At 36.2% G+C, this 24,333-nt stretch carries 23 protein-coding genes and 1 tRNA gene; 8 read left to right on the forward strand and 16 right to left on the reverse strand.

Annotation, left to right across the window (positions count from 1 at the left end; genetic code table 11):
• Positions 1-12: 12 nt before the first annotated feature.
• Entirely contained in the window at positions 13-1,368 is a 1,356-nt protein-coding gene (gene hemA / locus KHA93_RS09215) for a glutamyl-tRNA reductase (protein WP_213110472.1), read from the reverse strand.
• Positions 1,369-1,546: 178 nt separating this feature from the next.
• On the opposite strand from hemA, the gene KHA93_RS09220 reads away from it, so the two are divergent.
• Positions 1,547-2,035, forward strand: coding sequence for a LiaI-LiaF-like domain-containing protein (locus tag KHA93_RS09220; protein ID WP_213110473.1), 489 nt, complete (start codon positions 1,547-1,549; stop codon positions 2,033-2,035).
• Positions 2,036-2,170: 135 nt separating this feature from the next.
• Here KHA93_RS09220 and yihA read toward each other — a convergent pair whose 3' ends face one another.
• The 6 genes from yihA to KHA93_RS09250 all read right to left on the reverse strand — a co-directional run bounded on the left by yihA (position 2,171) and on the right by KHA93_RS09250 (position 11,094).
• The gene (gene yihA, locus KHA93_RS09225) at positions 2,171-2,758 is read right to left on the reverse strand and encodes a ribosome biogenesis GTP-binding protein YihA/YsxC (RefSeq protein WP_213110474.1); all 588 of its coding nucleotides are present in this window, start codon (positions 2,756-2,758) and stop codon (positions 2,171-2,173) included.
• Entirely contained in the window at positions 2,755-5,031 is a 2,277-nt protein-coding gene (gene lon / locus KHA93_RS09230; protein WP_432806345.1) for an endopeptidase La, read from the reverse strand. The genes yihA and lon overlap by 4 nt, the downstream gene beginning before the upstream one ends.
• A gap of 249 nt (positions 5,032-5,280) precedes the next feature.
• Entirely contained in the window at positions 5,281-6,945 is a 1,665-nt protein-coding gene (lonB, locus tag KHA93_RS09235; protein ID WP_213110476.1) for an ATP-dependent protease LonB, read from the reverse strand.
• A gap of 219 nt (positions 6,946-7,164) precedes the next feature.
• The gene (gene clpX, locus KHA93_RS09240; protein WP_213110477.1) at positions 7,165-8,430 is read right to left on the reverse strand and encodes an ATP-dependent protease ATP-binding subunit ClpX; all 1,266 of its coding nucleotides are present in this window, start codon (positions 8,428-8,430) and stop codon (positions 7,165-7,167) included.
• Between the two features lie 222 nt (positions 8,431-8,652).
• Positions 8,653-9,942 (reverse strand): trigger factor, encoded by a 1,290-nt coding sequence (tig, locus tag KHA93_RS09245; protein ID WP_213110478.1) that lies wholly within the window; start codon positions 9,940-9,942, stop codon positions 8,653-8,655.
• Positions 9,943-10,083: 141 nt separating this feature from the next.
• Positions 10,084-11,094 (reverse strand): tetratricopeptide repeat protein, encoded by a 1,011-nt coding sequence (locus KHA93_RS09250; protein WP_213110479.1) that lies wholly within the window; start codon positions 11,092-11,094, stop codon positions 10,084-10,086.
• A gap of 420 nt (positions 11,095-11,514) precedes the next feature.
• Here KHA93_RS09250 and KHA93_RS09255 point away from each other — a divergent pair.
• From KHA93_RS09255 to KHA93_RS09265, 3 genes are all read left to right on the forward strand, one after another.
• A tRNA-Arg gene (locus tag KHA93_RS09255) sits at positions 11,515-11,588 on the forward strand.
• Positions 11,589-11,688: 100 nt separating this feature from the next.
• Positions 11,689-12,108 (forward strand): VOC family protein, encoded by a 420-nt coding sequence (locus KHA93_RS09260; RefSeq protein WP_213110480.1) that lies wholly within the window; start codon positions 11,689-11,691, stop codon positions 12,106-12,108.
• 49 nt (positions 12,109-12,157) lie between these two features.
• Positions 12,158-12,553, forward strand: a complete 396-nt coding sequence (locus tag KHA93_RS09265; protein ID WP_213110481.1) for a YheC/YheD family protein — start codon at positions 12,158-12,160, stop codon at positions 12,551-12,553.
• 282 nt (positions 12,554-12,835) lie between these two features.
• On the opposite strand, the gene KHA93_RS09270 is transcribed toward KHA93_RS09265, so the two are convergent.
• From KHA93_RS09270 to KHA93_RS09285, 4 genes are all read right to left on the reverse strand, one after another.
• Entirely contained in the window at positions 12,836-13,249 is a 414-nt protein-coding gene (locus KHA93_RS09270) for a DUF3908 family protein (RefSeq protein WP_213110482.1), read from the reverse strand.
• 274 nt (positions 13,250-13,523) lie between these two features.
• Positions 13,524-14,009 carry a hypothetical protein gene (locus KHA93_RS09275; protein WP_213110483.1) on the reverse strand — a complete coding sequence of 162 codons (486 nt, stop codon included), beginning with the start codon at positions 14,007-14,009 and terminating at the stop codon, positions 13,524-13,526.
• 208 nt (positions 14,010-14,217) lie between these two features.
• Entirely contained in the window at positions 14,218-14,577 is a 360-nt protein-coding gene (locus tag KHA93_RS09280) for a hypothetical protein (RefSeq protein ID WP_213110484.1), read from the reverse strand.
• A 274-nt stretch (positions 14,578-14,851) separates the two neighbouring features.
• Positions 14,852-16,294, reverse strand: a complete 1,443-nt coding sequence (locus tag KHA93_RS09285) for an arylsulfatase (RefSeq protein ID WP_213110485.1) — start codon at positions 16,292-16,294, stop codon at positions 14,852-14,854.
• Between the two features lie 104 nt (positions 16,295-16,398).
• Between KHA93_RS09285 and KHA93_RS09290 the strand changes: the two genes are divergently transcribed.
• The 4 genes from KHA93_RS09290 to KHA93_RS09305 are packed head-to-tail and all read left to right on the forward strand — an operon-like array spanning position 16,399 to position 19,764.
• Entirely contained in the window at positions 16,399-17,028 is a 630-nt protein-coding gene (locus tag KHA93_RS09290) for a chromate transporter (RefSeq protein WP_213110486.1), read from the forward strand.
• Positions 17,025-17,579 (forward strand): chromate transporter, encoded by a 555-nt coding sequence (locus KHA93_RS09295; RefSeq protein ID WP_349772273.1) that lies wholly within the window; start codon positions 17,025-17,027, stop codon positions 17,577-17,579. The genes KHA93_RS09290 and KHA93_RS09295 overlap by 4 nt, the downstream gene beginning before the upstream one ends.
• Positions 17,580-17,603: 24 nt before the next feature.
• On the forward strand, positions 17,604-18,794 hold the full coding sequence (locus KHA93_RS09300) for an ROK family transcriptional regulator (RefSeq protein ID WP_213110488.1): 1,191 nt from the start codon (positions 17,604-17,606) through the stop codon (positions 18,792-18,794).
• A gap of 28 nt (positions 18,795-18,822) precedes the next feature.
• Positions 18,823-19,764 (forward strand): formylglycine-generating enzyme family protein, encoded by a 942-nt coding sequence (locus tag KHA93_RS09305; protein WP_213110489.1) that lies wholly within the window; start codon positions 18,823-18,825, stop codon positions 19,762-19,764.
• 40 nt (positions 19,765-19,804) lie between these two features.
• On the opposite strand, the gene KHA93_RS09310 is transcribed toward KHA93_RS09305, so the two are convergent.
• From KHA93_RS09310 to KHA93_RS09330, 5 genes are all read right to left on the reverse strand, one after another.
• Positions 19,805-20,311 carry a metallophosphoesterase gene (locus tag KHA93_RS09310; RefSeq protein WP_213110490.1) on the reverse strand — a complete coding sequence of 169 codons (507 nt, stop codon included), beginning with the start codon at positions 20,309-20,311 and terminating at the stop codon, positions 19,805-19,807.
• Positions 20,312-20,325: 14 nt separating this feature from the next.
• Positions 20,326-20,919 (reverse strand): XTP/dITP diphosphatase, encoded by a 594-nt coding sequence (locus KHA93_RS09315; RefSeq protein ID WP_213110491.1) that lies wholly within the window; start codon positions 20,917-20,919, stop codon positions 20,326-20,328.
• Positions 20,916-21,677 carry a ribonuclease PH gene (gene rph, locus KHA93_RS09320; protein ID WP_213110492.1) on the reverse strand — a complete coding sequence of 254 codons (762 nt, stop codon included), beginning with the start codon at positions 21,675-21,677 and terminating at the stop codon, positions 20,916-20,918. The genes KHA93_RS09315 and rph overlap by 4 nt, the downstream gene beginning before the upstream one ends.
• A 123-nt stretch (positions 21,678-21,800) precedes the next feature.
• Complete coding sequence (locus KHA93_RS09325) at positions 21,801-22,862, reverse strand: GerMN domain-containing protein (protein WP_213110493.1); 1,062 nt, start codon at positions 22,860-22,862, stop codon at positions 21,801-21,803.
• Between the two features lie 246 nt (positions 22,863-23,108).
• On the reverse strand, positions 23,109-23,972 hold the full coding sequence (locus KHA93_RS09330; protein ID WP_213110494.1) for a PhzF family phenazine biosynthesis protein: 864 nt from the start codon (positions 23,970-23,972) through the stop codon (positions 23,109-23,111).
• Positions 23,973-24,333 lie beyond the last annotated feature (361 nt).

Here is a 24,333-nt window from a genome sequence, read left to right on the forward strand (position 1 = left end):
ACACACGTCCTCTTATGATTGGAAAGTAGGAAGCGGAGTAGACAATCTTATGTGATTCTCATGTTGTGTATCTTCTTTAGGTTGTTTTACTTGTCCACCATTATGCTCTTCTAAATCAAATATTTGTTTGAAAAGTTCAATCTTTTCAGCTGCATGAGGCTGTCCTGAAAATTCCTTCACTTGTAAAATTGGATCTTTTAACAGCTGATTAATAATGCTTTTCGTATGCTTATTAATAATTTTTCGTTCGCGCTCACTCAAATTAGGTAATTTTCGGTCAATACTTTCCATTGTATTCATTTGAATCGTATTCGCTTTTTCCCGAAGCGCTGAAATGACTGGCACTACACCCAGTGTATTAACCCACTCATTAAAAGAGCCGATTTCTAGTTCAATCATCGTAGAAATCTTTTCAGCAGCTTTTTGTCGTTCTGCCATATTAGCTTCAACGATTCCCTCTAGATCATCTATATCATATAGAAATGCGCTCTCCAATTCGGAAACGGCTGGATCAATATCCCTTGGTACAGCGATATCCATTAGGAAAAGAGGACGTCCTCTACGAATTTTCTCCATATTGGCTACCATATTTTTATCAATAACATACCCGTTTGCACCAGTAGAGCTTATGACGATATCCGCTTCTACCATGGCGCATTGAAGCTCGTTAAGCATCTTTGCATTTCCGGAAAATTGCTCAGCCAACGACTGCGCCTTTTCAAATGTCCTATTCACGACAGTTACCTTAGTGGCACCGTTTGAATAAAGATTCTTAATCGCAAGTTCGCCCATTTTACCTGCACCAATAACAAGGACATGCTTATCTTTTAAATCGCCAAATATTTTTTTAGCTAATTCCACGGCCGCGTAACTAACAGAAACGGCATTTGCTCCAATGTCCGTTTCAGAATGACCACGCTTTGAAACCGTGATCGCCTGCTTCACTAAATGATTAAAAATAGTTCCTGTAGCACCTTTTTCTTGAGCCATTAAGAAGCTATCCCTTATTTGACCAAGTATTTGTGTTTCACCTAGAACCATTGAATTTAAACCGCAAGTCACCTTTAAAAGATGTTCTACTGCAGATTCATGTTCTTGTATATATAAATGGTTCGCAAATTCTTCTTGATCTATATTGAACCATTCTGATAAAAATTGTTTTATAAAATAGCGTCCAGTATGCAATTGGTCTACAACTGCGTATACTTCGGTACGATTACATGTGGAAACAATCATGTTTTCCAATATACTCTTTTTATTTTTTAAAGTTGTCATGGCAAAAGGCAAGTCCGTTTCAGCAAAAGCAAGCCTTTCCCTTATCTCAACTGGAGCCGTTTTATAATTTAGTCCTACAACAATGATGTGCATAAAAATTCTAGCACCTCCAGATTTATTGCTACTATCATTTATTATACCACGACAGATTAGAAGAATTCTAAAAAGATGTGAACAGATCTTGAAACGTGTGTTATATTAAAGATAATTAATCCCTATGTAACATATCAAATAGGTAGAAGAAAAACAAGTTTACAGGAATGGTGTGCGGATGAAAAAAAAATCTTATTTATCAGGTGTCATCCTTATAGGATTCGGTATATATTTTCTATTTCAACAATATCATTTTTCCCTTTTTGAAGGATTTTACACATGGCCAACGTTGCTCGTTATCGTTGGACTTGGCTTTCTAGCTAATGGTTATGTAGGAAAAGATTATGAATCGATTCTGCCCGGAGTCGTTTTGACAGGTTTAGGACTTCATTTCCATATTGCAAATAAACTTGATGAGTGGCCGGATCATTCGGGGATTTTCCTTTTATTGATAGCCATAGGTATTTTACTAACATATGTAAAAACCGGCACTAATCTTTTCCAAGGGTTAATATTTCTTGCAATGGCAACTTTATTATTGTTTTTCGATAGATTACTAGTTTGGGCAAACAATCAAGGTCATAATCTTACAAGTATAAGCCAATTTTGGCCTTACATCTTTATTATTTTAGGAGCGTATTTTTTATTTGTAAAAAGGGCTAAGTGAAACATGTAAAGGGGCATCCTATATTTTTGGGATGCCCTAAATATTTCTTCATATTGGCTATTAAAACTAATATGTTGATAACCACTTCAGGCATTCGCTTCTCACAGGAGTCTCGAGCCTTCCGCTACAAGCCAATTACCTTTTACTAAAATTCAGTAATATATTCCAAACATGATCTTTGCCTAGACCTGTTTCTGAGGAAAACACAACAACCTCATCTCTTGCATCAAGATTAAGGGTTTCTTTTACAACTTTTTTATGTTTATCCCACTTTCCACGTGGAATTTTATCTGCCTTTGTAGCAATGACAATACACGGAAGATCGTAATGTTTTAAAAAATCATACATCATCACATCATCGGCAGTAGGAGGGTGGCGAAGATCAACAATTAAGAGAACAGCCAATAACCCTTCTCTCGTTGTAAAATACTTTTCAATCATCTTCCCCCATGCTTCTCGCTCTGTTTTTGATACTTTAGCATATCCATAACCCGGAACGTCAACAAAATATATGGATTCTTCTATTTTATAAAAGTTAAGTGTTTGTGTTTTACCAGGTTTTGATGATGTCCTTGCCATACTCTTTCTATTAATCATCTTATTTATAAATGAGGACTTGCCAACATTTGATCTTCCAGCGAGGGCAAACTCTGGGAAGCCCTCACTAGGATATTGCTCAGGTTTTACTGCACTAATTACAAGTTCTACTTGATTTACTTTCATTTTAATTCTCCTGTCAACGCTGTTTCAAGCACTTCATCCATATGTGAAACAGGAACAAATTTCAAATCACTTCGAACACTTTCTGGAATATCATCAATATCCTTTTCGTTTTCTTTCGGCAAAATGATCGTCTTTAGTCCTGCTCTATGGGCACTTAATGATTTTTCTTTTAACCCACCAATCGGCAATACTCTTCCGCGCAGCGTAATTTCTCCAGTCATCCCGACTTCTTTTCTAATTGGACGTCCTGTTAGTGCAGAAACTAAAGCTGTAGCAATCGTAATACCTGCAGACGGACCATCCTTTGGAACGGCACCTTCTGGAACATGGATATGAATATCACAAGTTTCGTGAAAATCCTTTTCTAATTTTAATTCCTCTGCTTTTGAGCGTACATAGCTAAACGCTGCTTGAGCTGATTCCTTCATAACGTCTCCCAATTTTCCAGTAAGGACGAGTTTTCCTTTTCCAGGCGTGATAGATACTTCAATTTGTAAAGTGTCTCCACCAACCGCGGTATAAGCCAGTCCCGTCGCCACTCCAACTTGGTCCTCTATCTCTGCTTGCCCATAAGAGTATTTCTTCTTCCCAATGATCTCTTCTAAGTTGGCACCAGTGACAATCACTCTTTTCCGATCACCTGATACGATAATTTTGGCAGCTTTTCGGCAAATAGATGCAAGTTGCCTCTCTAATTCACGAACTCCAGCCTCACGGGTATAAAATCGAACTAATTGTTGAATCGCGCAATCCCTTAATTGCAGTTGAGTTTTATTTAAGCCATGTTCACGAGTTTGTCTAGGAAGTAAATGATCCTTAGCAATATGAATTTTTTCCAATTCCGTATAACCTGCAATCGTAATGATTTCCATTCGATCTCTAAGTGGGCCAGGAATAGTCGCCAAATCATTGGCAGTCGCTAAAAACATTACTTTTGATAGATCATACGTTTCTTCAATATAATGATCGCTAAATGAGCTGTTTTGCGCGGGATCAAGAACCTCAAGCATGGCTGAAGAAGGGTCGCCGCGAAAGTCATTTGACATTTTATCAATTTCATCTAATAAGAATACAGGATTAATTGTTCCTGCCTTCTTCATTCCTTGAATGATTCTACCTGGCATTGCTCCTACGTATGTTCGTCTATGTCCACGAATTTCGGATTCATCTCTGACACCACCAAGAGATATTCGAACAAAATTACGTCCCATTGACTCGGCAATGGATCTAGCAAGACTTGTTTTACCGACTCCTGGGGGACCTACTAAGCAAAGAATGGGACTTCTTAAAGATTTCGTCAATTGTTGAACAGCTAAATATTCAAGCACCCGCTCTTTTACTTTTTCAAGACCAAAATGATCCCGTTCAAGTATTTTTTCCGCTTTTTGAATACTTAAATCGTCTTTCGTTGCTTTTTTCCACGGCAAAGAAACGAGCCAATCTATATACGTTCGGATAACAGAACTTTCAGCGGAAGTGGAAGGGATTTTTTCGTAACGGTCAAGTTCTTTATAGGCCGTTTTTTTAACATGTTCCGGCATATCCGCTGCTTCAATTTTTTCGGTTAAATCAGCAACTTCTCCGGTTTTCCCTTCTTTATCTCCAAGTTCTTTTTGAATGGCTTTCATTTGCTCACGCAAATAATATTCTTTTTGGGTTCTCTCCATGGATTGCTTAACCCGTTGTCCAATTTTCTTTTCTAGGTTAAGAACTTCCCTTTCATTATGAATTATTTTAATAATGTTTCCGAGTCGTTCTTTTACATCAATGGTTTCAAGAATTTGTTGTTTATCGTGAAGTTTTAATGGGAGATGGGAAGCGATAATATCCGCCATTCTCCCTGGTTCTTCTATATCAGAAACAGTTGCAAATGTTTCCGTAGTTATTTTTTTGGAAAGCTTGATATATTGCTCAAAATACTCAAGCATTGTTCTCATTAAGGCTTGAACTTCTATATCTTTTTCATTTTCGTCTTCAAAAAGTTCAAGTTTAGCGGATAAATACGTTCCTTGATTACTTAAAGAAGTGAACCTCGCACGAGTCAACCCTTCAACAAGTACACGAATGGTGCCGTTTGGAAGCTTTAACATTTGCTTAACCTTTGTTAAAGTTCCCATTTTATATAAATCATCTTCTACAGGTTCATCTATTGCAACATCCTTTTGTGTTGCTAAAAAAATTAAATGGTCATTCATCATGGCCTGCTCTAAAGCTTGAACCGACTGTGCTCGACCAACATCTAAATGTAGCACCATCGTCGGGTACACAAGCATTCCCCGTAATGGCAAAAGAGGAACGAGTGGCTCTGTTTGCTTCTTCAAATCAACACCTCCATAATAGAAAAGCTTAAGCGAAGCAGCTTACTTCAATCTTTCGTTGGATACATCGACTCTTCGATGTGAGAGATATAAGAAGTAATACTAGAAGCGCTCAAGCGAAATAAACAAATACTTTCCCCCAGAGTCTTTTTTCAATTTTAGCCTAAGTAGGGGATGATGTCGAGAAAGGAGCATTATGGAAAATTAAACGCTTTTTTTATTGTGTGAACCTAGTATATTCGGTGATAACAATTCTTGATTGGGATGCTTTAATAACGCTTCTTCCAACACAGTTTCCAATTTTTTTACTGGTATAACCTTTATATCTTCAATTTCTTTCAAGCTAGATTGGTAATTGTCTGCAGGAATTAGTGCGATCTTTGCACCCGCATTTTTTGCTGCCTTTACCTTGGAGAAAACACCGCCCACTGCTTTTACGTCACCATGTAAACCGAGTTCACCTGTCATAGCTACCTTATTATTTACTGGTATTTTATATATAGCAGAGTAGATACCTACAGCCATGGCAATACCAGCTGAAGGACCGTCAATAGGAATACCGCCTGGAAAATTAATATGTATATCATATTGATTTGCAGGAACTCCCATTGTTTTTAGAAACGTGATAACATTTTCTACAGAACCTCTTGCCATACTTTTTCTCTTTACAGATTTGCCTTGTCCATTAATGCTTTCTTCTTCAATTATTCCTGTTATATTAATGGATCCATTATCAGCTGGAATTACAGTCACTTCAATGTCAAGGAGCATTCCACTATTCGGCCCAGCTACAGCGAGCCCATTAACAATACCAACCTGTGGATTTGGAGAAATACTTTTTTCGTACCGTGGAGTAAGTTGACTAGAACGAATCACCCACTCAATATCTTCATCACGTATATATTCTCGGTCTTCCGTAATAGCCAGTCCAGCCGATATTTGCATCATATTTACAGCTTCACGTCCATTTCTAGCATATGAAGACAAAATAGAAAGGCCAGAATCTTTAATATCCAACTTAATTTTATTCGTAGCTTTTTTAGCGATTTCTATAATCTCATGCTGTTCCAATTCTTTGAAGAAAACTTCCATACAGCGAGATCTTATAGCTGGCGGGATTTCATTCGGAGTCCTAGTTGTGGCGCCAATTAAACGAAAATCTGCGGGCAGCCCCCTTTTAAAAATATCATGTATATGCGTAGGGATTTGAGTATTTTCTTCACTATAATAAGCACTTTCCAAAAAAACTTTCCGATCTTCTAAAACCTTTAATAATTTATTCATTTGAATTGGATGTAATTCTCCAATTTCATCGATAAAAAGGACTCCTCCATGTGCGTTTGTCACTGCTCCTTGCTTCGGCTGAGGGATCCCAGCCTGCCCCATCGCCCCAGCTCCTTGATAAATAGGGTCATGGACGGAGCCAATTAACGGATCTGCGATTCCACGTTCATCAAATCTTGCAGTTGTAGCATCTAATTCTACAAATACCGAGTCATGGCGAAAAGGAGAACGTTGATTTCTCTTCGCTTCTTCCAAGACTAACCTCGCTGCTGCCGTTTTTCCAATTCCAGGAGGTCCATAAATTATGACATGTTGGGGGTTAGGACCGCACAACGCAGCCTTCAATGCTTTTATGCCGTCTTCCTGTCCTACAATATCTGAAAAACTTGCCGGGCGAACTCTTTCTGCCAAAGGTTCTGACAATCTTATTCCTCGCATCTTCCTTAATTGTTCCATTTCTTTTTTAGATTCCTTATCAATGGTCACTTTTTGGGAGCGCTGATTTTTAAGTAGATTAAAAAAATACATCCCGATTACGATTCCAAAAAAAAGCTGTATCATCAAAACAAGGACTGTCCAATTCATCGCATTCCCTCCTAGAAACACTACTTCACATAATGCTTAGTATTTCCGTCACTTTATGGGAATAAACAGTTTTTTTAGCGGTTCTAAAAATATCCAAATTCAGATCATTATCTCTAAACTTGTCCAACACGCTACCTCATTACACAAAATAAAGAACACCTAGACCTTCACTCAAGAGTGATGGTCTAGGTGTTCAAATAGTTCATACAGTCTTTTAAATTATGCTGATGTTTTTTCAGTTCCTTTTACAATTGTTCCGTCTTCAAGAACTAATTTTGGTGGCTTATTGTGTAACACTGAATCTTTCGTAATAATACATTTTGTAATATCATCACGTGATGGTAGTTCAAACATTACATCTAGCATAATGGTTTCAATTATTGATCGAAGACCACGAGCGCCGGTTTTTCTTTCAATTGCTTTTTTGGCAATTTCATGAAGGGCCTCATCTTCAAATTCTAACTGAACATTATCGAGTTCAAGCATTTTTTGATATTGTTTAACAAGCGCATTTTTAGGCTTTGTTAAAATTTCAATCAATGCTTCTTCATCTAATTGTTCCAAGCTTGCGATAACTGGTAAACGTCCGATAAATTCTGGAATTAACCCAAAGCGAAGCAAATCTTCTGGAAGGACTTTCGTAAGAATGCCTTTTGCATCGATTTCTTCTTCCTTAACATCGGATCCAAAACCAATTACTTTTTGACCTAATCGGCGCTTAATGATTTGCTCTACGCCGTCGAAGGCACCTCCACAAATGAACAAAATATTGGTCGTATCGATTTGGATAAATTCCTGATGAGGATGTTTGCGGCCTCCTTGTGGTGGAACACTGGCCACAGTTCCTTCTAATATTTTTAATAACGCTTGCTGAACCCCTTCTCCTGACACATCACGTGTAATTGAAGGATTTTCAGATTTACGGGCAATCTTATCGATTTCATCGATATATATAATTCCTCGTTCTGCCTTTTCTACGTCATAGTCGGCAGCTTGGATTAATTTAAGTAGTATATTTTCTACGTCCTCACCAACATACCCTGCTTCGGTTAAGGAAGTCGCATCTGCAATCGCAAACGGCACATTAAGAATACGTGCAAGTGTTTGAGCAAGAAGTGTTTTCCCACTTCCAGTTGGACCAATTAAACAAATATTACTCTTTGCAAGCTCTACATCATCGATTTTGCTATTGGAATTAATCCTTTTATAATGGTTATATACAGCTACGGCGAGAGATTTTTTTGCTTGATCTTGGCCAATCACATATTCTTTTAATATTTCACGTATCTCAAGAGGCTTTGGTACATCTTTGAATTCTACTTCTTCTTCAGTTCCAAGTTCTTCCTCAACTATTTCAGTACAAAGTTCAATACACTCGTCACATATATATACACCAGGGCCGGCAACTAATTTGCGGACCTGTTCTTGTGTTTTTCCACAAAAAGAACATTTAAGTTGCCCTTTTTCCTCGTTAAACTTAAACATTGAATCTCACCCCTTTTAAAAGCTACAACTATTACATTCGGCTAAATGCCAATAGTTATGTATTGCATTGTAACATATTATACCGATTAATAACCAATAAAAACGTTCAATAAACATCCATTTATTCCAATTATGTATTCATTGTTGGATAAAACAAGGCACGTACTATCCCGCGCCTTGTTTTATCTTAAGTCTTATATCTTATGTCAGTGTTATTTACTATTATGCACCAGTTTTGCTGTTTTCAACAAGAAATTCAACTGCTTTTTGAATTTTTAAGTCCGCTTTTAAGTTTTCTAAGTTTCCACCTAGGAGTCTTTTAATTTCTTCAAGATCCATTTGGTAAGTTTCAGCCATTTTTTTCATTTCTTCATTAGCTGCTTCATCGTCAATTTCAATATTTTCTGCTTGAACAATAGCTTCTAATGTTAAGTTTGTTTTTACACGCTTATCAGCATCTTCTTTCATTTGCCCGCGTAGCGCATCTGCATCTTGACCAGAGAATTGGAAATAAAGATCCATCGTCATTCCTTGCATTTGTAAACGTTGTTCAAATTCCTTCATCATTCTGTCAACTTCAGTTTCCACCATGACTTCTGGAATGTCAACTTCAGCATTTTCAGTTGCTTTATCTACAAGCTCATTGCGAAGAGTTTGCTCTGCTTCATTTTTCTTACTTTCAACTAAACGATTTTTAATAGATGCTTTCAAATCTTCAAGAGTTTCCGAATCTTCACTTACATCTTTCGCAAATTCATCATCAAGCTCTGGCAGCTCTTTTGATTTAATTTCATGAAGCTTTACTTTAAATACAGCTGGTTTACCTGCCAATTCCTCAGCATGATACTCTTCAGGGAATGTGACTTCTACATCTTTTTCTTCCCCAGCTTTCACACCAACCAATTGATCTTCAAATCCTGGGATAAATGAACCTGATCCAATTTCTAGGGTGTAATTTTCAGATTTGCCGCCTTCGAATGGTTCGCCATCAACAAAGCCTTCGAAGTCAATAACAACAGTATCTCCTTCGACAACTTCACCTTCTTCTTTTACAACAAGTTCTGCTTGGCGCTCTTGTAGTTGTTTTAATTCAGCGTCAACATCTTCATCTGTAACTTCAGTATCCATTTTTTCTACTTCAAGGCCTTTATATTCACCAAGTTTAACCTCAGGCTTCACTTGAACAGTCGCCTTAAAAATAAGTTCTTTTCCTTTTTCCATTTGCTCAATATCGATGTCCGGGCGATCAATTGGCTCAATGCCTGTTTCTTCAATTGCGGACATGTACGCATCCGGTAAAATTATATCCAATGCATCTTGGTATAAGCTTTCCACACCAAAACGCTGTTCAAACATTGATCTTGGAATTCTTCCTTTACGGAATCCTGGAATATTCACTTGCTTGGAAACCTTTTTAAACGCATCGTCAAGGCCCTTAGTTACAGTTTCTACATCAACCTCAACCGTTAAGACCCCTTTATTCCCCTCTAGTTTTTCCCATTTTGCAGTCATAATCATTACCTCCAACAAATATATAATCGCTGCTTATTCTCCTATTTATAGGAACTGCTGTATGTAAATTCCTTTTGGCATCTGCAGTTCGGCATAACCATTATATTATACCACAGCTTCAGTTCCTTTCAACAATTGTAGTTATAGAATAGGTGAAGAAATTTCCTCCAAGCTTAATAAATATGAAAAAGCATCTACCATTTTTTCGCAATTCACGCCAAACATTGTTGCTATTTTTTCCTTATCCCATTTTTCTCCATACATTTCATATCCCATACAGCGATAGGCAGCAGCCCATAATAAAGGATCTTCTGGGTGTACTTCAAATGGATAAAGAATAAAAGCATGCCGGCCATTCATTTCTTTTAATTGTTCTAATAATATTGGATTATGGTCACCTAAATGGTACTCCAGATTTTTATTAATAGCCATAAATAATGGCATATCTTGGACTTGTAATAGATGTGCTGGAATGAAATAACCATCAAAATCCAATTTATTAACATTTACTTTTTTTTCGATCTTATTTTCTCGTAAGACATTCAGAACAATTGTTTTTAGAAACGGATGGGTACTCTTGTCTGCAAGCATTTTTAATAAGGAATCTAAATAAGGATGTATATTTTTATCAATAAGACTCCCCAATTGGATTGTTTGCTCATGTAAATCCTGACTATCGAAAACCGCTTGATCGATTGAATATTCGTTTGAGTAATCATATGTACGGTTTTCAACAACCTTTTTACTTAATTGCAATAGAGTTAAAAAATGTTCTGCCTTATGCGCAGGAACCTCTCTTTCATCAAATAAAGCTTCTATCGTATCAATAACGTATTGATGCTCATTTAATTGAATAAGGATCATTAAATAAATATCGATGATTTCAAAATAATGACCGATGCCTTCACGCAAGATTTCCTCTGCTAGTATTTTTGCTTCCTCATAATCGCCGTTTTCATATAATGCTGCAAGATAAGCTGAATTAACATTTGGGTTCGTTTCATCCATTTCCTTCGCTTGACGTAGTAATTGTACAGCCTCATGAAAATTGTGAGCCTCTAAACAAGCGACCCCTTTTTCATAATATCTTTGCTTTAATCCTGGGAATGGAATGATTTTACCTGTTTCACGATCATCTTGGTCTCTTTTCATGATAGAACCGCCCATCATAAATAATGATAATTAGTTTAACAAAAGCAGATTAAGAAAACAAATCTAGATGATGTCCCTCTTTAAAAAGACTAATAACTAGTCAAGCTACATATGATTATCCATATGTAAACTAAATTGTTGCGATAAGATAATGTGCAATAAGTAGAGTCGTATATTTATAGTATATAGATAAATAATTTAAAGGTGCCCAATTTGGCACCCTTTAGTTATTCAAGTACTTTACCTATAAACATTGAATATTGTACGAACATCTTAAGTAATGAAAGTATTGTTTTTTATGATTAATAGGTGTAATATCCATTTACATGAGATAAAAACATCAAGAAAAATTAATTAAAAAAAGGTATTGACTTTGTACTTTAAAGACCATATAATAAAAAATGTCTTAAATAACAACATGTCCCAGTAGCTCAGCAGGATAGAGCAACAGCCTTCTAAGCTGTGGGTCGGGAGTTCGAATCTCTCCTGGGACGTAACTAAGAAAAACGCCAACCTTGTGATACACAAAGGGTTGGCGTTTTTCTTTTCTATTATTTTCGCTATGTGATAGTGTACTTAGGAGTTGATAGTCGTATGGAGTCAAGAATCTCGACTGAAATAGTGCAAATTTATTTACCTGTTGCTGATATTCGAAGGTCTGTGCATTGGTATGTATATACATTAGGCTACCAAGTCATTTGGGAGGATGCGGAGTCAGCTAATTTAAAGCTATCAGCAGGTCCGTTATTATTCTTGAAGAAAACATCAACGAATCAACCAATAAGGTTTACAAGCAATAACGAAAATTATCCTGTGCTAAGTTTCAAAACATCCGATATTGAGGCATTGCATAAAGAGTTATTAAGCAAAAATATACCAGTAGGTGGGATAGTTAAGTATGGTGATGGAAAAAATGGACCTTATAAAGAGTTTATTTTGTGTGACCCTGATGGTCACCAATTAGAAATAAACAGTTATCCTGATTTGGCTCTACCAAAATTTAGAGGATATTAATAATTATCAAAACGGTTACGTTAGTTCAATTAACCTACGATCATCATTAATGACTTACATAGCATTTATTATAGATATTGTCCTAGGTGGCATGTATGGAAAAATTGGATTGACAGAAGCGGAAGCTAATGGGAATGTAAATTCGCATCGAGGTGCCTACGTGTTATCAATAAACGAATTATTAACAATACATTTGAATATGGATCAAGAAAAGTATACTGAAACTAAAGGAAGATTAAATAGTTTAGCTGTATCAGCAGCTAGAGTAATCTCTTCTCAATATCAACATAGGGAATATGGAATTGATGTTGGACTTAATGAACAAGACAATCCTGTAATATTTGAAGTGAATACAACTCCAAGTATACGAAGTTTTGCCGAAGTTGAAAAGAAAGCAATCTGGAAGAGAATTGTTAATATTAGAAAACAGCAGAATGAGGGCTAATATACTTTTACTAAATAAAATTTGGAATATAGAATAACCCTAGTTGTGATGAAACTAGGGTTTAATTATTTTTGATAATGATTAACAAGGACTAAGAAAGGCTCACATACAAGCTAAGCAGTAGAATAAAAGAAATAAGACTTTGGAGGAAAACATAGGTGAAGTCATTGTCCGTGGACATAATCTTTTTCTACTTGAATTCGTACTTAAGCTATCTACAACTGGTTATTTGTGTTGTTTTAGATTAAAGTAAAAGCACCCTGTAAAGAGTGCCTATCTATTTCAATTTAAAAGTTTAAATATCTCTTCGATTTTTGTAGTAAACTGACCGCTCCAAGACGTATCTGTATCTGTTTTATCATTAAGCTCTATTGTTTCATCGTTATTAAACTCAATACATAAATTTACTGGTTCATCCATATCTACATACGTCAGCTCCACACTCTGAATCTGATCGCACCTAAGAACTTTGACTAATACGTCATCTTCTCTCTCATTTAAAATAACGATCTTGTTGCGTCCAAAAAAGTAAAGTTCGAGATAATAATCTTCAAGAAAAAGGTTTTTTGGATAAAATACGACTTCATTTTCTTTGTTTACAAATTTTTCAATTGACGTAATTAACTTTTGATATTTACGTCTATTTTCCCACTCGGTCGCATATTTTTTGAATTCGGGATAATCCATTCTGTTCATATACTCTCCTCCTTATAACTACATTCGACAAAAGGAGAAATTTTCCTACTACAATCTATTCTATTCTCCAATAATGGAAAAGAAACTACTTAAATTATAACAAAGAGCATGATCAATAAATCAAAAATAGCACCCCTTTAATTTGGATGCTATCTTTCTCATTTATTTCATGAGAATTCTTAGTATCGGATTGTATTTTATAGTTACTAAACAACGGCATCCATCATGACATTTCCAGTGGATTGAATAGACTTTTGCCAACTATTTCAATATGCTACTTTAACCTTTCAGTAATAACCCGAGTTGGAAAATAGTCCATACCAAGATCATTTGTTTCTTTCTCTGATCGATTCATACTAATAGTTCCAATTTCAACATATTTTATCGTTAAAGTTTTCCATCCTTCATGTTCTAATAATTCATCAGATGCTTGGCTATAAGAAGTTACTGCCAAATCTTTTGGATCAAGCAAGTCGTTAGGTGCCAACTCGATTACTATTTCTATGTCACCATTTTCAATATATACACTTTCTAATTTATCATCTTCACCCATACCGGCATATGTTATGGCTTCTTCAACTACAGAAAGTTCGATTTGAGTTGCTACTTTTGATTCTTCATCTGAAACTTCAGGCTCTATTTTATCTGTTCCTTCATCTTGAACTGCTGGAACTTCTTCATTAATAGTTTCCTTCGGCTTACTAGCACATCCGACTAACACCACTAAAACTGATAACAACATAATAAATATTTTTTTCATACGTTATATCCCCTAACAATTTCTGTAGACTCATTGTCTAATATAAGGATATATTTTGCAAGGGAACAGTGAATATGTCATTGTATGAGTTGATCACCAATAATTGATAAAAGCATTCCAAGTAAATAATATTCCGATTGAATGGCACAGTGTATCGGTTAATTTCGAGTAATCAAAAAAAGAGCCGATGGCCCTCTTTATAGTTTATTTATTGTTTCGTAATTGCTCCCATGCCCTCTAATACTATTCTTGCATCGGAATTTAAATACTGATAAATTTCATTTTTGACTAACAAATCAGTGTTATTTTTTAATGTGATTTTTAGACCACCTAAGTCAAAATTAGAGGCGTATGTGTTGATCGTTTGTAAAATAAGCATTTCTTTTCTATTGAGAGTGGATAAATTGGCATCCATTAAAACTTCTACTAATTCCCTAGCATTGCGACTTAAGTGATGTTTTTTCCCCTTTACGATTTCCATATTTTCTTCGATTAACTTTCTTGCGTATACTAAATCAAGTTCATCAACAAATTGATTAATTTTTTCAAATAACTCATACAGTTCCATGATGTAATCCCCTTAAGTTTTCGCTTCCGTACCTATTATCGGTATAAAAACAATATATTAAAGGGTTTTTCGACAAATACTGACATATTTAATCGGTGGAATTTTCCGTAAAATATTAAGTTTATACAAAGATTAATTCCTATTTTTTCAGATATGCTTGCGTGGAAAGTTGACATCCCTTGCAATATGCACCAAAAAAGGCGAACAACAAAGTAAGCAATAGCCTATCACTAGTAAAAGCCGATAAATTCTACATTTATCGGCTCCTACTTTCTCAATTCAAGGCAGTTTCTAAAACGGCTTTTGGTTTACAATCAGTAATCAGCCTCGTTCCATCGGAATACCCTTCTTCTCTGCCTTCGAGTTCTTTTATCAAAATGCTTCTTAATAAGGAAGCTTTTTCATCGTCTTGTATAATATTATTTATTTCGTTTGGATCTGCTTTAAGATTAAAATATTGTTCTTCTCCTGTTTGAGAGTACCAAATATATTTTTCTTTTTCATTCACGATAAAATGATGTGATAAATCACCGTATGTATGTTCTCCATGAATGTATTCTCTCCAATTGCTTTCTAAACCTTTCGCTAAAGGGATAACACTTTTTCCTTCTACAGTTTCTGGAATTTCTGTTTTTGCAGCATCAAGTAAGGTTGGCATGATATCTCTAAGTTCGACAAGCTTATTGCATGTTGTCCCTTTTTTGATGCCAAGAAGGTTACCAGGATCGGAGAGTATAAATGGAACTTTGGCACTGCCTTCATATGCAAGAGATTTGGCTAAAAAGTTATGATCACCTAGTAGCTCCCCGTGATCTGACACAAATAAAATAACAGTATTATAATATAGTTGGTATTCGATTAAAGTCTGTATAAATCTACCAATTTGGTCATCAATATGTGCAATAAGTGCATAATACGCAGCTCTTGCTCTTTTAAGCCGTTGCTTAGGCACAATTCCACTCCTCGTAGTCGGGAGCAGCCCATCTCCGTTATCTTCGTTTTTTGCCCATTTTCCAATTACTGGCTCGTCCAGCTCCATACTCATATAATAGTCAAAGTAGTCTTTTGGTGGATCAAACGGTGGATGCGGTCTTACAAAAGACATTTTTAAGAAAAATGGTTTCCTTGGATCACGACGTCTTAAAAAATCGATGGACTGTGTTACAACCCAATTCGTTGGATGATATTCCTCAGGCAAATGCCATGGGCGACTCATCGCAGATGCATTACAATCCAATCCCAAATCTGTTAAATCCCTATGTCCTCCAAGGCGTTCTCTCAACCATGGCAAATAGTCATCTGTCTGTTCAAACGACTCTTGATAAGGAGTATTTTTAAAACGATTATGATGTAAGTATCCATCATGCAGCACAACATTATGAAACCCACATAAATTTCTCGAAGGATATACATGCATTTTTCCGACACATTGCGTGTGGTAGCCTGCTTTACTCATTTCTTCCGGAAGCATATGAGGATAATCCCAAGGTATTCGATCTTGATAACCTACTCTCCCATGAGATTTTTGAGACATACCAGTTAAGACTGCTGCCCGTGCAGGAATGCATGTTGGTGTAGCTGAATAGGCATTTGTAAAGCGAACACCATCATGCACTAGCTGGTCCATATTAGGTGTTTCAACAATTGGGTGACCCGCAGAACTTAAACAATCAAATCGCATCTGATCTACCATAATCATGACAATATTTGGTTTCATGTTAACTCCTTATCTTGTTTTCTATTATTATAATACTTTTCACCAAAATGGACAAAAGTATGTTAATATTAAATTATTGAAACTAAACATAAGGTGATAGACACATGAGTCCAAACTGGAAGTTAATCTTGCAAATCTTTTTGACATTTTTAAAAATAGGTCCAATTACTTTCGGTGGTGGATACGCAATGATCCCTATGATTGAAAGGGAAGTAGTCATTAAAAGAAAGTGGCTTCAAAATAGGGAAGTTGCTGATATATTTGCGATTGCGGGCTCAGCGCCAGGAGCAATTGCCATTAATTCTGCTGTATTCATCGGATATCGCATCGCAAAGATAAAGGGTGCTTTTGCCGCACTTTTCGGAGTGCTTTTACCTACATTTTTGATCGTTATTCTATTAAGTATTACCTTTATATATGTAAAAGGGAATCCTATCATAGAGGCAGCATTTCAAGGAATTCGTCCCGCTGTTGTTGCATTAATCGCTTTTGCAGGATACAAGATTGGTCGAACAGCCCTTTATGATAAGACCACTATAGTTACTTCAATCTTAACGATCGCTGCCTTATTTTATTTAAATATCCATCCTGTACTAATTATATTAATTGGGATCGTAACAGGGATTGTCCTCGTTAAAGTAAAAAATTCATTGGGAATTGCAACAAAACTTGAAAAAGAAAGTGATATAAAACATAAGAAAGACTTTTTTAACGTAAATAGCATCAGGCGGTGACCTCTTTGATACTAATTGATTTATTTTTGACATTCTTAAAGATTGGTTTAGTCTCCTTTGGTGGAGGTTATGCGATGATTCCAGTGATAGAGGCGGAAGTTGTCAATAAACACGGCTGGATGACGACGCAGGAATTCACTGATGTCATTGCAGTCGCTAGTATGTCCCCAGGACCAATTGCAACAAATAGCGCCATTTTCATTGGATTTAATACTGCGGGTTTGCCGGGAGCTATTTTTTCTACTATTGGATCCGTTTTACCTTCTTTAATCATCATCTTAATGATCGCGATGTTTTTTTATAAGATGCATGAACATAAGCTAGTTAAATCTGCTTTTTACGGACTACGTCCCATCATAACGGGGCTCATCATCTATGCAGCAATTAGTTTTGCACTATCAAATAATGTTATTGGAACACTTTCAAAACAAACAATCATTCTTTTTACAATATTCTGCGTCTCTTTATTTGCATTGATTCGTCTGAAAATGAACCCTATTCTCGTGATTTTTATTTCAGGGATCGCGGGTATTATTTTCTTTTCAAAATAAAAAAAATAGGTGAGTCTTTTGAAAATGAAAGAATTTCTTATTGAAGATTCTACAAAGTATCACACCTTAAAAAAGGTATATCGATTGATTTATGAACATGGTCCGTTGTCTAAAGCAGATTTACAAACGATGACAAATATAAAACATACAACTTTAGTTAGGATTATTGATGAACTCTTAATACAACAATTTATTTTTGAAAGTGGTTTAGGAAATTCCAGTGGAGGAAGACCACCTGTTTTATATGAAATCGTACAAAATCGTGGGTATATCATTGGAATTGATATTTCGAGAACCCATACTACTATCGCATTACTAGGTCTAAAATTATCGATAATTGAAAAATATACATTCCCTATGACTCATGTTCATACACCAGAAATAGTTATAGAGAACATTATTGATACAATTAAGCTTTTCATGCAACGTCATAATGTAACGGAAGAGGATTTGATTGGTATCGGCGTTGGTTCTGTAGGACCTTTAGATCGAAAACTTGGTTTGATACTAGACCCTGATTCTTTTCCTTGTATTGGTTGGAATCATGTACCTATCGTCTCTTCATTAGAAAAAGTATTTCCCGTTAAGGTTCTGCTCGAAAACGGTGCAAATACAGCAGCGTTTGCTGAATATCTCCATTCATCTGCAATTGGACAAGATATTTTATATTGTATAAACGGTGTTGGATTACGTTGTGGAATGCTTGTAAATGGACAAGTAGTACAAAATAAAACAGGTGTTGCTAGTGCTTTCGGTCATATGATTGTGGATATTGATGGAAGAGAATGTATTTGTGGCAGAAAAGGCTGTCTACTTTCTTATACGTCCCTTGATTCTATGAAGACTCAAATATATGAACAAATTGCAGCCGGAGGAAAATCGTTAATTTCAACTGAACAAACGTTAACATTCGAACTTTTGATCCAAGCAGCAAAAGCAGGAGATGAAATAGTCGAGAATGTTATACTTAATTCTGCTCATTACTATGGGATTGGTATAGCCAATATGATCAATTTCATGCAACTAGATCAAGTCCTATTAAATGGACCGCTTATATACGAATATCCGCCCTATTATGAAAAAATAGTACAAACTGCGCAAAAGTATATGTTTAATACGTACGAAAATGCAGTTCTATTTAATAAGGGGGCCTTAAAGGAGGATGCTGTTCCAATTGGGGCAGCTGCACTCCTCTTAAACACATTTTTTACTTGATCAATCTATAAATTGGAGGAAAGAGCGCATGAACTCCTGTTGTTCCGTATCGAGGGAATCAAATGAAATAGAAAAGCTAAAAAATGCTATAGAAAAGCAAAAATCAACTTTTTCAAAAAATGATATGGTCCTGATTCAAGGTGGAGAATATCTGATGGGAACGAATGATTCAGAAGGCTTTCCAGCTGATGGAGAAGGTCCCGTTAGAAAAGTAAAAATCGATTCTTTTTATATTGATAAATATGCAGTGACAAATGAACAATTTATGCAGTTTGTACATGAAACGAATTATATTACGGAAGCGGAACAATTTGGTTGGTCCTTTGTATTTCATCTCTTCTGTTCAAAGGAAACGTTAAAAAATAATCCACAGCGTGTAGCTGCAGTTCCGTGGTGGGTCGCTGTTAAAGGTGCTTATTGGAAACAACCAGAAGGGCCTGGCTCGGCGATTGAAGATCGATTAAATCATCCTGTTATCCATATCAGTTGGAATGATGCAATTTCCTTCTGTAAATGGAGCGGAAAACGCCTTCCGACAGAGGCAGAATGGGAATACTCGGCTCGAGGTGGTTTGGAACAAAAGAAATACCCATGGGGTGACGATTTAATCATCAACGGAAAGTATCAATGCAATATTTGGCAAGGTGAATTCCCAATCAAAAATACGAAACGTGACGGATATATTGGGACATGCCCAGTTGATGCGTTTCATCCAAATGGGTATGGCTTATATAATGTTGCAGGAAATGTATGGGAATGGTGTGAAGATTGGTTTAGTGTCGATTACGACAAAAGTGATCTGATCAATCCAAGTGGACCTAAAACAGGAACGAATAAATCCGTAAGAGGCGGCTCATATCTTTGCCATAAATCTTATTGCAATAGATATAGAGTGGCCGCAAGAAGTTCGAATACTCCCGACAGTTCTACAGGAAATATGGGCTTTCGCTGTGCAGCGGATGTTCAATAATAACAAAAGGAGATATAATTGCATATCTCCTTTTCATTGTTTATTGAAAAACCGATTTAAGTTCCGTTAACTCCTCATGATGTTCATTAAAATATTGTACAGTTATAACGGAATTTTCTTTTGTAATGATTGCATACGTTTTTTCGTTGCCACCACGAGGAAGCAAAATGCTTCCAGGATTCAAGTAGATTGTTCCATCAATCATTTCAACTCCGAGTAAATGAGAGTGCCCAAAAAATACAAAATCCGCTCCAACTTCTTTTGCACGATAAGAGATTGTTAGTAATGAAGACTTAATTTGATGTAAATGTCCGTGTGCCACGTAAATAACGGAATCGTCCATTTTTAATATGAGTTCATTCGGCAACTTTGAATCTAAATCACAATTACCTCGTACTGCCGCAAAACCTATAAGAGCGGGATTATCAGCGGATAATTCTGAATCTCCACAATGAATCATTGCATCCACTCGATCTTGATATGTACCCTTCAACTCTTCCAAAACCACCTTATTTCCATGGCTATCACTGACAACGAGTAACTTCACCACGGTTCACCCCTTTAAAAAATCTCTTCAATCACAGGCTTTAAATTATGTAAAGCTTCTGCTCGATGGCTAATCTTGTTTTTTTCGTTTGATGACATCTCTGCCATTGACTTACGAGCATCTAGCGCATAAAAAATCGGATCGTAGCCAAACCCGTTTGTGCCCTTTCGTTCAGTTAAAATTTTTCCTTCACATGTTCCATTTACAACTATTGTCTTCATGCTTGGACCTGATATGGCAAGTGAGCAAAAGAAACGTGCGGTTCTTTTCTCATCAGGTACATCCTTCATTTCGAATAACACTTTATCAATATTCGCTTCATCACTTTTATCTTCCCCGGCATATCTTGCCGAAAAAATACCTGGCCTACCATCTAATTCATCAATAACTAACCCGGAATCGTCTGCAATAACGATTTTTCCCGTCATGTTAGCAATCGCCTCTGACTTAAGCGTGGCATTTTCCTCAAAGCTAGTACCCGTTTCCTCTATGTCTGGCGCATCATCTAAATCAAGCAAAGTTAAGATTTCTACATCTAAAGCTGAAAATAATGCTTCAAATTCCTTTGCTTTCCCCTTATTTTTCGTTGCTATTATCACATGTCTCATTGAATATTACTCCCTGCTTCACTTTTAATGAATGTTGCAATTTCACCAAGTGCTGCTCTTTGAATATCCATAAGCTTCTTTAAGCCTTCATCAGAAACTGCTAACATTTCCTGAAGCTGAGAGACAGTGAAAGTTGCTTCCTCTCCTGTTCCCTGAAGCTCTACAAACTCTCCCGCACCTGTCATGACAATATTCATATCAACCATCGCGGTACTATCTTCAGCATAATTCAAGTCTAAAATAACTCCTTCATTCTCAAGGATACCTACACTTGTTGCTGCAAGAAAATCCAATATAGGAAGTTCTGGAAGGTTTTTTTCAACCTTTAATTTATTTAATGCGATGGCTACTGCAACGAAAGCCCCTGTAATGGATGCTGTACGAGTACCACCATCTGCCTGAATGACATCACAATCGACCCAAACAGTTCTTTCTCCAATCGCATCTAAATTGACAACAGATCGAAGAGCCCTTCCAATAAGGCGTTGTATTTCCATTGTCCGACCTGATACTTTTCCTTTTGAAGACTCCCGGATATTCCTTGTTCCTGTTGCACGCGGAAGCATCGAATATTCTGCTGTAATCCACCCTTTTCCTTCACCTCGCATAAATGGAGGTACTCGCTCTTCAATACTTGCTGTACATATGACCTTTGTATCTCCAACCGATATTAATACGGACCCTTCAGGATGTAATAGATAATCAGTTTCAATTTTTACATTTCTTAATTGGTTAGAACTACGTCCATCTACTCGCAAAAAAACTTCCTCCTTTAATATCGAACAAATTAAATGCTGTGTACGATATTTAAAAAATAACAAAAGAGGTGGCTAATTGGCCAACCTCTACTTTTTATTATATAGTATATCAAATTTTTTCTTTTAAAACCTACCACTATTAACTTTTTCTGGTCTTGTTACTGGCTCTGTTAGGGCTTCGCCTTTTTCATTCACCACTTCACTACTTCCGTTAACCATGACTTTAACACTTTCAATGCCAGTTTGTTCGGTTAAGGACAAGACAAGCGAACGTAATGTTTCATCTGATATCACTTTATTTTCACTATTTCCAAGTATCGCTTCATTAAAATTAAGTGTTACTACATGATCTTCAATCTTCGGATCTTCAACAAGTTTAACCTCATCAACTAAACCTGTTACGAGAGCTGTCAACATTCCTGGACCTTCAACAAGTTCATTTATTACGGCTACTACGTCATCTTTCACCGTATTTGACACTCTCCGAGTAACAGGTACATAGTTAAAATCTTCGCCTATTTGTGTTAAATAATAAACAGTAACCGGGCGAGTGTTTGTAATATCCGCTACGTTTGTAAACTCCGTATTAATACCATCTGCACGACTCAATCCTTCATTGCTAATTGGCGTACCATTAGCAGGCATTTCTGTTAGAGGATAACCATTTACTCTAAGCTCCACCTTATCAATTGAATCAAATTGAGTTAAAGTCCAAGTAACTGCTTGCAATATTCTTTTTTCATCTTTAGGATCGTACGTAGTAAATTCTTCGGAAAAATCAACGGTTGCCTTTCCTTCATGTACGTCTACATCCAATTCAGTTCCAGCAGGAAGGACGGTTCGAAAACCATTTGGTAAAATATCCGCTACCGGGCCATCAGTAACGAGATACGATAACGCTTGTTTTGCAACACTTTCCGTTTGCGGTAGTGGCAATGATTGAGCTACTACAAAACCATTTTTGTCGATTAAATAAATATCCCTCATTACGACGTCTTTCTTTTCTTCCGCTGCCGTCTCTGCATCAGGAGAAGCATCAAGAGCCTCACCTTCTTTTAAATACGACACTTCTTTTGGCGGATCCAGACTTTCCTTCTCTTTACCGAAGAGACCGCAGCCCGATAAAAATATGCTCGTCGCCATTACTGCAGCTGTTGTTAAGGCTATTTTCGCCCTTATTGACATTAAGTACCCCTCCTAAGACAGTTTGTACTACATGTATACGAGCTATGTCCCAGGAATAGACCGCTTGGCCAAAAGTTTATTAGAAAAGTGTTGGCGCCTTGATCATCTACTAAAAGAGTCATGGTGAAAAGTGCATTAAAGTTGATTAATTTACCTTATAGACACTTAAAACACCATCCAATAGATTTAAATGGTGTTTTAACATATTCTTTTTATTTATATTAACCTCGTTGAGTAAATAGGAAATTATAACCATTTTCCTTCTGCTACAACAAAAATTCTACCACCAACTTGTATTAGAAAGTTGTTAGCAATCTTTTTAGCTTGTACTTTCAATAGTGACTTTCTCCCTATGGAATAGCCTTGTTCGACTCTATAATTAATATTATTTTTACCCAAAAAGTTGTGTTCTAATAAATACCCTGCTAAGTTCCCATTAGCACTACCAGTTGCAGGGTCTTCTAAATGACCTGATGTAAACATAAAAACTCTTGCGTGTAAATCGTTTTCAGGATGTATCGTTTCCTCTGTAAAAATAAGAAGATTAGCATTTCCTATTTTCTCTAAAATTTCATCATATACATTATGATTTATTTTACATCGATTAATCGCATCTAATGTATTCACATTCACAATAATGCTCGGTAAACCCGTCGAAACTACTTGAACTGGGTAGTCGCTATTTATATCCTCTATACCAATTTGCAGAGTTTTAGCAATCGTTTCAATATCAATTTCAGTGCCAAAAACAGGTTGGTTTTGTGTCATCCAAGCATATTGTTCTTCAAATACTACAGGAACTTGGCCAACGTTAAGGTTTAGTTTAATTTCAGTCGCTTCTTTATCTTCTAAGAAACGTTGAATGATATAAGCAGTACCAATTGTAGGATGTCCTGCAAACGGTATTTCTGAATCGGGCGTAAAGATTTTCACATCATACCCACCGTTCCTTTGTAATCCTGACTTAATGAAAGTCGTCTCAGAAAAATTAATTTCTTTAGCAATAGCTTGCATTTCCTCTTGGCCTATATTTCCATCAGGAAGACAAACCGCTAATTGATTTCCCTCATATTTGTTTTCTGCAAAAACATCAACAATATAAAATTTCACCTAATTACTCCCCTTTTAGAATAAGGCTGTTGTCGTAAAGTTTGTTGTTTTGTAAAATCCCAAAAGCCGGCTTTTACACCTAAACAATGAAGTATAGCTGTTCTTATAAAATTGGAAGCTCTTTTCTCAGCAGGTTCAAATCAATCTCTTATTATTAAAATTTATATGAAATAGCAACAATGTTTGAGAAAAGAGCCTAGAATAATAATAGCAGGTATATTCATTTTTTAATATTTAAAATTTAACTAACTCCCCCTTCCACTACAATAAAATTAATCAACTTAACTTTCTTCTAATTGTTTTTATTCATCCCTGATATAGAAGCAGCTGACACCGCATTAAGAATCTAAAGCTCTTTTTT

It is taken from the genome of Lederbergia citrisecunda (assembly GCF_018343695.1).
GTDB classification, from domain to species: Bacteria; Bacillota; Bacilli; order Bacillales; family Bacillaceae_C; genus Lederbergia; species Lederbergia citrisecunda.